This is a genomic window from Arthrobacter sp. MDT1-49-2 (assembly GCF_059090185.1).
The window spans coordinates 54,333-67,027 of sequence record NZ_JBNHFK010000010.1 but is presented as its reverse complement, the minus strand read 5'-3'; the positions used below and the strand labels follow the sequence as shown (position 1 = coordinate 67,027).

At 62.9% G+C, this 12,695-nt stretch carries 13 protein-coding genes; 7 read left to right on the top strand and 6 right to left on the bottom strand.

What is annotated here, in order from left to right; translation table 11 throughout:
- Window positions 1–44 precede the first annotated feature (44 nt).
- The 6 genes from AC5RTS_RS14040 to AC5RTS_RS14015 form a co-directional block, all read right to left on the bottom strand.
- Entirely contained in the window at window positions 45–293 is a 249-nt protein-coding gene (locus AC5RTS_RS14040; RefSeq protein ID WP_493992625.1) for a hypothetical protein, read from the bottom strand.
- A 49-nt stretch (window positions 294–342) separates the two neighbouring features.
- Window positions 343–2,040 (bottom strand): excinuclease ABC subunit UvrA, encoded by a 1,698-nt coding sequence (locus AC5RTS_RS14035; protein WP_493992624.1) that lies wholly within the window; start codon window positions 2,038–2,040, stop codon window positions 343–345.
- On the bottom strand, window positions 1,929–2,561 hold the full coding sequence (locus AC5RTS_RS14030; RefSeq protein ID WP_493992623.1) for a P-loop NTPase family protein: 633 nt from the start codon (window positions 2,559–2,561) through the stop codon (window positions 1,929–1,931). The genes AC5RTS_RS14035 and AC5RTS_RS14030 overlap by 112 nt, the downstream gene beginning before the upstream one ends.
- Window positions 2,562–2,809: 248 nt before the next feature.
- On the bottom strand, window positions 2,810–2,974 hold the full coding sequence (locus AC5RTS_RS14025) for a hypothetical protein (RefSeq protein ID WP_493992622.1): 165 nt from the start codon (window positions 2,972–2,974) through the stop codon (window positions 2,810–2,812).
- A 127-nt stretch (window positions 2,975–3,101) separates the two neighbouring features.
- Window positions 3,102–3,590, bottom strand: coding sequence for a MarR family winged helix-turn-helix transcriptional regulator (locus AC5RTS_RS14020; protein ID WP_493992621.1), 489 nt, complete (start codon window positions 3,588–3,590; stop codon window positions 3,102–3,104).
- Window positions 3,591–3,671: 81 nt separating this feature from the next.
- Window positions 3,672–5,846, bottom strand: coding sequence for an MMPL family transporter (locus AC5RTS_RS14015; protein ID WP_493992620.1), 2,175 nt, complete (start codon window positions 5,844–5,846; stop codon window positions 3,672–3,674).
- Between the two features lie 327 nt (window positions 5,847–6,173).
- Between AC5RTS_RS14015 and ribB the strand changes: the two genes are divergently transcribed.
- The 7 genes from ribB (at window position 6,174) to AC5RTS_RS13980 (ending at window position 12,675) form a co-directional block, all read left to right on the top strand.
- Window positions 6,174–6,818 carry a 3,4-dihydroxy-2-butanone-4-phosphate synthase gene (gene ribB / locus AC5RTS_RS14010; RefSeq protein WP_493992619.1) on the top strand — a complete coding sequence of 215 codons (645 nt, stop codon included), beginning with the start codon at window positions 6,174–6,176 and terminating at the stop codon, window positions 6,816–6,818.
- On the top strand, window positions 6,815–8,032 hold the full coding sequence (locus AC5RTS_RS14005) for a 1-acyl-sn-glycerol-3-phosphate acyltransferase (RefSeq protein WP_493992618.1): 1,218 nt from the start codon (window positions 6,815–6,817) through the stop codon (window positions 8,030–8,032). Before ribB ends, AC5RTS_RS14005 begins: the two co-directional genes overlap by 4 nt.
- A gap of 16 nt (window positions 8,033–8,048) precedes the next feature.
- Window positions 8,049–8,681: a hypothetical protein gene (locus AC5RTS_RS14000; protein ID WP_493992617.1), complete on the top strand. Its 633-nt coding sequence runs from the start codon at window positions 8,049–8,051 to the stop codon at window positions 8,679–8,681.
- 13 nt (window positions 8,682–8,694) lie between these two features.
- A complete protein-coding gene (locus AC5RTS_RS13995; protein ID WP_493992724.1) occupies window positions 8,695–9,084 on the top strand; it encodes an SRPBCC family protein in 390 nt (129 codons plus the stop codon).
- A gap of 366 nt (window positions 9,085–9,450) precedes the next feature.
- Window positions 9,451–9,696 carry a hypothetical protein gene (locus AC5RTS_RS13990; RefSeq protein WP_493992616.1) on the top strand — a complete coding sequence of 82 codons (246 nt, stop codon included), beginning with the start codon at window positions 9,451–9,453 and terminating at the stop codon, window positions 9,694–9,696.
- 169 nt (window positions 9,697–9,865) lie between these two features.
- Entirely contained in the window at window positions 9,866–10,597 is a 732-nt protein-coding gene (locus AC5RTS_RS13985; protein WP_493992615.1) for an AAA family ATPase, read from the top strand.
- A gap of 893 nt (window positions 10,598–11,490) precedes the next feature.
- Window positions 11,491–12,675, top strand: coding sequence for a DUF8173 domain-containing protein (locus AC5RTS_RS13980; protein WP_493992614.1), 1,185 nt, complete (start codon window positions 11,491–11,493; stop codon window positions 12,673–12,675).
- Window positions 12,676–12,695: the final 20 nt, after the last annotated feature.

Sequence of the window (12,695 nt, the reverse complement as noted above, 5' to 3'; positions counted from 1 at the left end):
CACAGCCCGCCGGCCGTCACCAAGCGCTCGCCGTCACCAAGGGCTCATTCCTGCAGGTGCGCCTGCAGGTAGCGGCCGGTGGAGCTGGCAGGATCCGCCGCGACGTCCTCGGGGGTGCCGGCGTCGACAATCCGGCCGCCGGCCACCCCGCCGCCGGGACCCAGGTCAATCACGTAATCCGCGTTGGTAATCAGGTCCAGGTCGTGTTCGATGACCACGATCGTTGCGCCCTGTGCCAGCAGCCGGTCCAGCACTCCGATCAGGACCCGGGTGTCCAGCGGATGCAGCCCCACGGACGGTTCGTCCAGGACAAACAGGGTGCCGGACTGGTCCTTCCCCAGCTCACCGGCCAGTTTCAGCCGCTGCGCCTCGCCGCCGGACAGGGCCGGAGTATCCTCGCCCGGGGTCAGGTAGCCCAGTCCCAGATCGATGAGGGTCTGCAGTTTCCGCCGGATCTTCGGCCGCTTCTCCAGTGCCGTCCGCGCCTCCCGGACCGTGAGCCCGAGCAGGGCCGGCAGGGAGAGTTCCCCGCGGGCGGTGTCCAGCAGGATTGCATCGGCGGGGGGGGGCGTACCGTGTCCCGTGGCAGTCGGGGCAGGGGATGTCGACGTCGGGCAGGAACTGGACGTCCAGGACCACCTGGCCGGTGCCCTCGCAGCGCGGGCAGCGCAGGGACCCGGTGTTGTAGGAGAAGTCCCCGGCCGTCAGCCCGCGTTCCCGCGCGGCGTCGGTGGCGGCGTAGGCGCGGCGGAGGTCGTCCAGGATCCCGGAGTAGGTGGCCACTGTGGAGCGGATGTTCACTCCGATGGGGGTGGCATCCACCACGTCCACCCGGGTGATGCCGGCCGGATCGATGGAGCGGACGTGCTCCATCAGCGCGGCGGCATGTTCCGCGGCGGTGAGGGCCGGAACCAGGCTGTCCAGGACCAGGGTGGTTTTGCCGGAACCGGAGACCCCGGTGACCGCCGTGAGGCGGTTCCTGGGGACGGCGACGTCGAGGGCGGAGACGGTGTGCAGCGGGGACGTGGCGAGGCGGAGGGTCCCTTGGCTGTACATGTCCGCGGCGGCGGCGCGCTCGCGCACCACCGCACCGGTTCCGCCGCGCAGGAACGGGCCGATGAGCGACGCCGGGTCGGCCTCGATGTCCGGCAGCGTGCCGGCCGCGATGAGTTCCCCGCCCTCGGCGCCGGAACCGGGCCCCAGCTCGATCAGCCAGTCCGCCTCGCGCAACACCTGCACGTCGTGATCCACCAGCACCACCGAGTTCCCGCCGTCGAGCAGGTCACGCATGACGCCGATGAGTCCTTCCACGTTCACCGGGTGAAGGCCGATGGACGGCTCATCCAGGACGTAGAGGACACCGGTGGTTTCGTTGCGCACCGCACGGGCGAGCTGGACCCGCTGGCGCTCGCCGGTGGAGAGGGTGGCGCCGGCGCGGTCCAGGCTGAGGTAGCCCAGACCGAGCTGGATCAGCCGGCGGGCCATCCCCTGAAACTGGGAAATGATCATCCGCGCCATGGAGTGCATGTCCGCCGGCAGGGTGCCAACGACGCCGGGTACCCAGGTGAGTGCTACGTCCAGGGTTTTGGCGGTGGCTTCGGCCAGGTTGAGGCCGGCCACCTGGGTGCCGAGGGCCGCGGGGGAGAGCCGGGTGCCGTGGCAGGCGGGGCAGGGCCCGGACCGGACGAAGCGGTTGATGCGGGCCAGTCCCTTTTCACTGGTGGCGTTGTTCATCGCCTCCCGGACGGCCAGGCGGGCGTTGCGGTAGGTGAAGTTCAGTTCGAACAGCTTGCCGCTTTTGGACGGGACGCTGATGTGGCGTTTCTCCTCGGGGCCGTCCAGCACAATCTGCCGTTCGCGCTCGGTCAGGTCGGCGTAGGGCACGTCGGTGCGCACGCCGAAGTCCGCCACGACCTGCGGCATCACGCTCAGGCCGAACATGCCCCACGGAGCCACCGCGCCGTCGTTGATGGATTTCGACGGATCCGGGACCAAGGCGGCGTCGTTAATCTCCCGGACGGTGCCGGTGCCCTCGCACACCGGGCACGCGCCGTCGGAGTTAAAGGCCAGCGATTCCGCGCCGGGCGGGCGGAACTCCGCCCCGCAGACCGGGCAGACCAGGGGCTTTCCGCGGCGACGTCGATGGTGGGGTCCAGCCGGTGTCCGTTGGGGCACAGGTGGGAGCCGAGCCGGGAGAACATCACGCGCAGCACGTTCAGCAGTTCGGTGGAGGTGCCGAAGGTGGAACGCACCCCGGGCACGCCGGGCCGCTGGTGCAGGGCCAGGGCGGCGGGGACGTGGCGCACGGAGTCCACGGACGCGCGGGCGGCGTGCGACATCCGCCGGCGGGTGTAGGTGGACAGCGCCTCGATGTACCGGCGGGAGCCTTCCGCGTACAGCACCCCCATGGCGAGCGAGGACTTCCCGGACCCGGAGACCCCGGCGACGGCGACCAGCCGGTCCAGCGGAACGTCGACGTCCACGTCCCGAAGGTTGTGCACCCGGGCGCCGCGGATCTGGACGGCCGACGACGGCGGGGCGGCTGGGTTTGTATCGGCCATGGATCCTCCGTGGGAATCGAAGGGACGCCTACCCGGCTGGCGTTATGGGTCCACGCTACCGGGTTTTGCGGGTTGGCCTGTCGGATGAGCGCGATTCCTGTGGAAGGGCATCACAGGGGTTTGACGTCGGGCAGGACGTGCTCTTTTGCCTTCGCCAGAGCGTGTTTCGCTACACCGAACGATTGCGTTGTGATGAATCCCCTCACCCGGCCAACCACGCCACTGAAGTTCGGTCCGCCGTTGAGCCCTCAACGAGTGGGTACGCCGGCTGCGTCGACGGAGAAGCTCTCAATGACCTTGTCGGTGGCGGTCTCGATGATGACCACCGACTGGCCGGCCATGCCGGGTCCGGCACCATTTTCCTCAGGGCCGTGCAGGTCGCTGACGCCGTGATCCTGCCGGACGAGGATCACCTATCCCACGTGACGGCTCCCGAAGAGCCGCCGCACGCCGTCATCTTCGATGGATTCGTCCGCGCGGTTGGTGGCCGCGGCCAAGCCTGTGTTCAGCAGTACCGGTCCTGGTCATGCTGATGGACTGCTAAAAACGCCGTTCGATCACGCCTTCGCTGTCGGTGCCCTGAAGGTATTTGCGAAGGGCCGAGGCGACGTCAAGCTGTTCACGGGCGGTGAGGATGGAGGCTGTGTGAGCCTCAAGTCCTGCTTCGATGTCCTGTAGGTGTGGAACCAGTTCGGCACCGGCCTCGGTCAGCTCCAGCTGGACGGCGCGCCTGTCGGAGGGGGAGGGACGGCGGTGCACCAGACGCCGCGTGACGAGCATGTCGACGATTCGACTGGGGCTGCCCGCTTCACACACGATCATTTCACCCAGGCTCCTTAGGGTAAGGGGGCCGAACGAGTGAAGTACGAGGAGAATCTCGGCCTGGGCGGGGGTTAGCTCCAGCGGTGCCAGCAGTTTGATCAAGGCTCGGTTACCTTCGCGCTGAGCAGCCAGCACGAGGTAGCGAAGCTCTGAAAAAGCGAGGGCCCTGTCGCTGCCTGTGGCTCGTGAAGCTGGAGGGCTCGTCATTGATTCTCCTGGGGGAAGGTCGCGCATAAGCTTGGACGGCTCAGAAAACGATAACATGTCATCTTTTTCTGCTTCACGCTGTTACACGGGTGCTGGCTCCTTCGCGGCTATGGAAGTCTCCGCTTCGAACTGGCGTGCTTTTCGTGCCCCCAAGACCCGCGGGCCCATGACACGCAGGACACTGGGCATGATGAACATCCGCACAACAACTGCGTCCAGGACAACAGCTATGGCAAGCCCGATTCCGATCTCCCGAACAATGCTGATCTGAGCTGAGGAGAACGAGGCGAAGACGGCGACCATAATGATGGCGGCACTGTTGATCATCGACCGGGTGCCCTGCACCCCTAAGGTGACGGCTTCGGAGAAGGGCTTGCCGTATCCGAAAATCTCAACAATGCGGGAAATGATGATGACCATGTAATCCATGGACAACCCGAACATCACGGCAAACAACAGGATGGGCGTGACCGAGTTCAGCGGCGCTTCGGTGGTCAATCCCAGGAGGCCTGTGAGCAAGCCCAGGCTTGCCAGCACCACTAGCGTGTTGAAAAGCAGCGCCAAGATGGGAAGTATCAAGGAGCGGAAGGCGAAAGCAAGCATTACGAACGTGAGTGCAAACACCAAACCGGCGATCAGGGGGATGGACTCAATAAGCGTGTTGTCGAAGTCCACGCCTTGGGCAGTCGCTCCGGTCACCCCAACCGTGTATCCGGCTGCAGTATCAGCCATGTTGCTGCGCAGATTGCTCACGAGTTCGTGTGCGTCGACGGAGTCAGGACTTCCTGAGGGGTCTACCAAGATGCGGGTGACGTAGCGGCTGTTCTCGTGGGTCCACATCTCTGCGGCGCCGGCGACCCCGGCGGGAGTGAGCAATGCTTTGGAAAGTTGCTCAATTGTTCCGCCGCTGCTCGTTACCGAGGTGACCGTGGAAACACCGGCATGGGATTCGGCATAGTCGCTGATGCGATCCACTTCGGCCAGGACATTCGGCAACGGTTCGGTATCTGGGGCGCTGAGGACAACCTGTAGTGGAAACAGCCCCTTGTGGCCAATGTTCTGCTCGATGGTCTCGAGCCCGGAGCGGGCAGGGTCTCCCACGGGCAGGACCGTTGCGCTTGCCACCGGAGATTGAAGGGAAATTCCCAGAATAGGGAGGGCGGCCAGGAGCATTGCGGCAATTCCGACTGTTGCCAGAATGCCTGGGTGCTTGCCACCGGCCGGGCCGAGGGTCCTGGTAGGCCGGGACCAGGCGGGAACTCGGATGGTGCCCCATCCGATCCGATGCCCGAGGAGGCTCAAAGCCGCGGGCAGGACAGTGATGCTTAGGGCAATCGCGATCAGAGTGACAATCACGCCACCCAGCGCAATGCTCGTGAATGCCATGACATTTGGGATGAACAGTGCCATCAGAGCAACGGCAACGGCAATACCGCTGAAGATCACGCTGCGTCCGGCCGTTGCCGAGGCTGCGGCCAACGCTGCTCCGGCTGAATTACCGCCGTCGACCTCTTCGCGGTAGCGCTTGATGATGAACAGTGAGTAATCGACGGCGACCGCCAATCCGATCATGGACACAATGTTTGAGTACAAGATCGATATATCGGTAAAGAGCGTGGCGATGTAGCCGATGGCGCTGGCCAGGGCTAGGGCCGTTCCAGCCATAAGCAGGGGGACGAGGGCTGAGGCAACGGAACGGAAGACGAGCAGAAGTACGATGATCAAGAGTGGAAAAACGATTAATTCCGCCCGGATCGCGTCCTCTTTTGAGTGCACGTTGAGCTGGTAATCCAAGGCTGCCTGGCCGGTGACATAGACGGAGGCGCCGGGGACTTTGTCCTCAACGGTTTTCTGTAGGTCTGGGACCTTGTTCTGAACTGAGGTGTTGTCTCCCGGGAAGCCTGCCATGATGAGCGCAGTTTTCCCGTCAGCTGAGAGGAAATCCTTGTTCTCGGCGGGTGTCCGAATAGTAGTGGCGCCCGCGTCCTTCAGCGACCGGGTTAGCTGCGGGAGGCTGGAATCGCCAAGCCGATCGGGCGCGTCGACTGCGATCAACAACTGGTTGGGTTCGTCGCCGAACGCTTCTTCCACTATTTCCTGTGTTACCAAGGCCTCCGCTCTTGGATTCGTGAAACCTCCAGCTGACAGTGCTGCATCCAGCTGCAGGGCAAAGGGAGCGGCAGCGGCCAGTATGAGCAACCAGGCAATGAGCACGGACTTGGGGTGTTTCAGTGCAGCGCGGGTAACACGAAGCATGGACGGTCCTTTGAGAGCAGGCAGTGATACATGACGTGACATACATGATGTGTCATGTATATGGGTCTGTCAATGATTCACACCTGAGGAGGGCAGTGGCTGCGCCGGAATGTCAGCAGGAGAGTGCCGCCCGTGGCCGCCTTCCTGCCTGGGTCATCATGGGATGCCTAATTACGGGCAGGTAAAACGTTCCGCTATTTCGTTGACAACCCCCAACTGGCACTGCATTATCCATGTTGGATCAATTATTGAGCCAACATGGATATGCCAGGCGAGACGTAACGTCTGGATCCCATACTCAAGAAGCAGATAAGCCAGGGGGAAAAGATGACCATTGAAGTTCAGCGGGAGAGCGCTTTCTCGTCGCTCGCCACCAGCGCAGAAGCGATCGCAGCTATCGGACGAGGCGAAATAGTCGTCGTTGTTGACGATGAGGACCGAGAAAATGAGGGAGACCTCGTTGTTGCCGCTGAGTACGCGACCCCCGCGGTCGTCAACTTCATGATTACCCACGGCAAAGGCCTCGTTTGCCTGACCCTGACGCCTGAGCGTGCGCGCGATCTCGCGTTGCCGCCAATGGTAGTGAGCAACCAAGACCACATGAAGACGGCCTTCACTGTCAGTATCGACGGCACCCCTGAAAATGGTGTGACTACGGGAATCTCCGCAGCCGAGCGATCCAAGACGATCCAATTGGCAGTGCGGGGATCGGCTACCGATTTGGCCCGCCCGGGGCACATGTTTCCGCTGATCGCCCGCCCAGGCGGAGTCTTGGAACGCAACGGCCATACTGAAGCCTCTGTTGACCTCGCACGTTCCGCCGGGTGCTACCCGGCGGGCGTCATCGTGGAAATCGTGGGGGACAACGGTGAGATGCTGCGCATGGATGACCTCGTGCGATTTGCACGAAAGCACGGGCTCCTCATCACCACCATTGAGATGCTTCGGGATCACCTGCGGGCTGCTGTATGAGAGGTAAGGACCTAGTCCGTGCGACAACTTTTCCATGGGTCCGCCGGCAGGTTCTGAACCATATTGGCACCATCGAGGGGCTCGAGAATATTCCGGCCGAGGGGGCTTTTGTACTCGTACCGAACCATTCGAGTTACTTCGACCATTTCATAGTCGAATTTCTTTTGCACTCAGTGCGGGGCACCCCGACGTGGTTCCTTACGAAACAGGAAAGCTTCGAGAAGCTCCTCATCCGGGTATGGACCGAAGCCTGGTACGGAATTCCGGTGGACCGGGATCGTCCCACGGCCAATACCCTGCGGAGCATCCAGAGCGTTCTGGCCAACGGCCAGGTGCTGTGCGTCTACCCCGAAGGTACCCGGGGCGACGGAGAGACCCTGTTGCCATTCAAATCGGGAGCATTCCGTTTCGCCTTGAACGGCTCGGTTCCAGCCATCCCGGTGGGAATGGTCGGAGCCCACACAGTATTGGCCAAAGGGGAAAAGCGTTTTCGCAACGGTCGCGTCCACGTTGCAATCGGATCTCCCATCCTTCCTCGGGAAGGCGAGTCAAAACGGCGGCAAGCCGAGATCATGGCGGCGGAATCCCGGGATGCCATCGAGCTCCTCCTTGAAAAGGCTAAGCTCAACGCTGACCGTAAAAACGGGGATAGCCTGGGCTTCGGCGGTGCTGCTCTGGTAGATCGCCTCGTCACAGCGAACCTTGACGATAAGTCCAGATTGTCCCGCGACACGGCGGCCCGGCTCAAATACTTGCTGCGCTTGTTCCGGCGCAGTGCGCCCGACAATCAGGACCTGCAGGTTCAATCTCTTCGGCTGCTGGGATTACGTGCCCTTGATGCACCGTTTCTCGTGAAGGCTTTCCACTCGGTAAGGGTAGGCAGAGGTGCCAGGAAAGTCCTCGCTGCAGCCCCAGATCACAGGGACGCACATTACCTCCTGGGCAGATGGCACCTCGCGGCCCCCAAGGTTTTCGGAAGCAGCACTGCGTCCGCCGTTGTGCATTTCAAGGCCTCGGCTGCAAGTTCGGCTCCCGGGGACACGCGGGCCCTATCAGGGCTTGCAGAGGCGGAGGTCAGATCGGGGAACCTTGACGGCGCCGCGGCGGCGTACCACCGAGTGATCGAGGAAACGCCGACCAGCCACGTGCGCGCGCCGGCAAGGCTGCGCAAAGTCCGAGAACAGTTGTCGGCGCTGGACAACGCGAGGCGGTAGCAAAATGCATAGTCAAATGACGACGCCGAACGGCAACATGGTGGCCGTGGAAGGCGCCGCGCGTGCTCGGTGGAGCCGACGTGAGAACGGGTCTTGGAAGCTCTCTCATATCTGGCCTGATGAGGGGGAGCAGTCGCTCGTTCGTAGACATCTGCAGAGAGGTGCCGGACTGCTCATCGTCATAGACTCCGCTCCGGGAACCCTATCCGCATTCCGGGATGAACTCGAAGACCCGGGGCTCTTGGGAGATGCCAATTCCGAGGACTCGATCGTGGACGTGACCATACCTTTTTTGGACTGGCTGCCCACACGTTATGCCGTTTCCGCGCGTCTGTTTCTGGATCAGGTCCATAAACAAACACTTGACCTTCCGGCTGCATTACAGCCGCCTTTTATCCTCAATGATCCATTGCCTTCGGAAGAGAACGTTCGGTTCGCCTTACGAACGCCCGGGTGTTTCCCGGCCACAGCGTCCGGCGAGCAGATGTGCGTCTTGGCCGATTACGTCTTCAGCAGCCAAAAAGGGGGCAATGCTGACGACGCACGCCGTCCGGGCAGTGTCCGCTGGCTCAACCGGCTGGCACGAGTGATTGCCGCTGGCCCAAACGGAGCGGTGGCACCCAGGATTGGAGCTGGCCGTGCGGTATAGCGCATCAGCCATCATGCCCGTGGCCGCATCGACGGTCCATGCCGTACTGGCTGACGTGGGACAGCTGGCTGTCTGGAATCCGGCCTTCAGCAGAATCGAGGCAAGCGGACCTGCCGTGGCCGGACGGGAGTATCGGGCTGTCATCAGAGGGATTGCTCCAGCGAAACTGACTTTCGAACAGTTGACCCCGGAGACTGTCAGCTACGCACTTCGTGGTGCCGGATCAACGGAAACAGGCAAGTGGGTATTGAGACCGGTTCCAGGAGGGACGGAGGTTACTCATGTCTTCGAGCATTCTGGATTCCTGCTGAGTCTCATGCGCAGTGCTTTCACCCGAGTGGCAGAGTGGCGGCTGGGTCGGCTCCATGACCAAGCGCTCAGTGGACGAAACGCCCGGAACTAACGCGGTTATCTGCGACGGACCGGAGGCAGGCCTCCCGCTTCACGCGGAAGGCCTGCCTCCGTCGTTCGCTTTCGCCGGCGACACGGACTACCCGGTGCTCGAACCGGCTTTCCTAACCCGGTTCAACGCGGTACTTGCGGCCATAGCATCAGCGCGCAACTGGCAGCTTTCACCTCCGCTGGCCTCCACGGTCATCACCACCGACTATGAAGGAAAAACGGTCACGGCTCTGGCAAGGGTGGACCGCAGCGAACACACCTGGTCCCTCTCCGACGGAACGAACGGATCAAGCTGCGATCCGGTGTGCGGGGTTGTTTTCTACCCCCTGCGGGCGAGGACCACGTCGGCCTTCAGAAGGTTGACTGGATGCGCAGGGAAATCAAACTCTTCCATCCGCTGCAAATGAGTATCTGGGACGGCGAAATGGACGAAATGCGCGTTGTGGATGCCGAACATGATGCCGCATCCGTTCGGCTTAAGCTCGAACACCGCGAGAACGGCTTGCCGGGTGAAGCGGTCATCGACCGTGAATACGGGGTAATTTCATCGTTCAAGTCTGCTGGCGAAGAAATTACCCTCAAGGATTTGCGACCTGACTATGCGATGAGCTGACCGGATGAAGGCTGGAGATACACCGGCAGAGTGCTCCAAGTACTTTCATCGCCACACGCGAGGCAGGAAAGCCTGCCGGCGCCAGTCTGCAGGCCTCAAGAGTTTTGCTGCTGAATGTTGCCGCATTACAGGTCACGGTTTTGTCACCGCAGCCTGCCAGAATGGCCAGATGTCATCTTCCCGAGGTTTGAACGATCCACGGCTGATCCGCGAAATCCGGCGCAGGCCGGATGCCGATGTTCCGACGTCCGGCTGGCCGGTGACGGTTCCGGCCGTGGCTGCGGTCCTGGAATCCGGATTGGAGCTTCCGCCGGGAGTGACCTTTTTGGTGGGGGAGAACGGCAGCGGCAAGTCCACGCTGGTGGAGGCAGTCGCGGCAGCCTACGGCTTGGGGCCGGAGGGCGGAACGGTGCATTCGGCCCACAGCACGCACCAAACGGAATCCCCGCTGAGCAGTTGGATCAGCCTGGTCCGGCAGCCGGGCGCCCCGAAATGGGGCTTCTTCCTTCGGGCGGAAACGATGCACGGCTACTACACCTTCCAGGACCAGGCCGGCGGCGGAAACTTCCATGCCATGAGCCACGGAGAGTCCTTTATGGCCCTTACGGATACCTACCTCAACACCCGCGGGTTTTACTGCCTGGACGAGCCCGAAGCCGCACTATCTTTCAGCGCCACCCTTGCCCTGATCGGCGTGCTCAGCGATCTCGCAGCGAACGGATCACAGATTCTGTGTGCCACGCATTCCCCCGTGCTGGCCTCGCTTCCCGGGGCCACCATCTATGAGACCGGCGCCCACGGGATAGCCCGCCGCGAGTGGGATGACCTGGACCTGGTGACGAACTGGAGATCGTATCTGAACGAGCCCGGCCGTTACCTGCGGCATATCCTCACCCCCTGACCAGGGTGCCGGTGGTGCTGTGCACCATGCAGCATGAACTCTCCGCCGACGCCGGTGTTCGCGTCCGGGTCGCCCAGCTGGCGGAACCACCCTGGAGTCGTCTCCCATGAGGAGGAGGCAGCAAAGCGCATTGGCAAGAAGTTCTCCAGCAGCTACTTGCGCCTGCGCCTGCGCCCCGAATCGAAGTGGCCCTGCTTTTATTAGCTATGGCCGATTCAAAGACTGTGTACCTGGCGTGCGGGACCCTGGCGGCCCTCGCGGGCCTGACCGGCTGCGTTGTCTTCGCCCTGCAGCCGTGGAGAAGCTGCCCGGAGATTGATGACAGCGCAGCCGCGTGCCCCGCCACCTCGACCGATTCCCTTTTTCTGGTTCTCTCGTTTTTTATCCTGCTGGTTGGAGCGGTTCTTCTTGTTCGGGGGATCATGCTGAGGCGGCTGGAGCCCGGGGCAGGGATCACGGGACAGCCGATGACGGCGACGCCGGGTCCTCCTCCACCGCTCTAGTTCCGCGTGCCTTGCTCCAGATGCGCACGCAGGTAGGAAACGATATGGTCCCGTTGTGGGTAAATCCCGCCGTGGTGCTCCTAGTGCTTCTGGCCGCAACCTTCGGTGCGTTCTGCCTCACCCAAGTCATCACACTGTGGCGGGAGCGGAAAGAAACTGCCAATGTAGGTGGTCGGGTCGCCGGCGGCACTTGTTGACTCCGTAATCATCCTCAGCGCCGTCCAGTCGCCGTCGCCTCTATTGTGCGGCGGACATCTGCTGGACACTGGACATATAGGCCGCAGGAGCGCGGCGCCGGATACGCAGCGGCAACAGAGCCGCGGGATGCCGCTGCATCAGCCCTCTGATGAGGAAGAACAGCCGAACACCGTACCCCGGAAAGGCAATCCGATGAGACTTCCTTCTCTTGCCCGGCGGGCTTTCTCCGCACTTCTAGCCGTCTGCCTTCTGGTCCTGGCGACGGGGTCGGCTGCATTCGCCGTGTCACCGGAGTCAAGCCCGCAGTCCGCGCCCTTTGCCGTGGTGAACGACGGCTCCGGTCCGCAGTTCTACAGCGGAGTGAACATCGACGTCCAGAATGACGTTTCCGGCGACGTGTACGTCTCCGGGCAGAGCGTCACCATCAGCGGGAATGTCACGGGGGACGTGATCGCGGCAGCCCAAACGATCAGCATTACCGGCAACGTCGACGGGAACGTGCGGCTCGCCGGGCAGGACGTGACCATCAGCGGTGAGGTTGCGCGCAGCGGAACGATTTTCGCGGCAACCCTCACCGTCACCGATGCCGGGTCTTTCGGGGATGACCTGGTGGGTGCCGCGGGAGACATCGCGATCGCCGGTGCGATCGGCCGGGATGTCGAGGTCGGCGTCGGAAACCTCACCATCAACGGGACAATCGGAGGCAACCTCACGTACAACTCCGACCAGGAGGCCAACATCTCCGATGGTGCGGTCAGCGGCACCGTGGAGCGCATCGCTCCGGAACCCGAGCAGGAGCCCACGGCGGGGGAGAAGTTCGTCGGGTGGCTGCTCGGGCTGCTGTATGCGCTGGTTGCGCTGAGCCTCATCACGGTGCTCGCGGGCTGGCTCTTCCCCCGTTTGCTGCACCGGGTGACCGACCGGCTTCTGCCTCGGCCGTGGACGGCGCTGCTGGTTGGTTTCGTGGCCTCAATCGCCGTTCCGCTTGTGGTGGTGCTTCTTCTGGCCACCATCATCGGGGCGCCCCTGGCGCTGGCGATCCTGCTGGTATGGATAACGCTGACGCTCGCCACCTTTGTTTTCGGCGCCTATTTCATTGGCAGGCTCATTTTCCGCGGCAACCAGCATCCGGTGGTCAAGGCGCTTGTCGGGGGCCTGATTCTGATTGTCGCGCTGCATATTCCGTGGCTGAACATTGTCGTATGGCTGGCCATGGTCTTCCTTGGGCTGGGTGCGCAGCTGCTGGCAATTTACGACCGGCGTCCCTGGCGCCGCGTACCGCCCGCATCCGGGGTGTCCGGCGCGTCCGGCGCCTCCGCCGTCGAACAGCGGAAGGGCGACGGCGGCGACCAGCCCCCAGCCGTCGACTCCAACTGACACGCTCCTGCGTCGGCAGC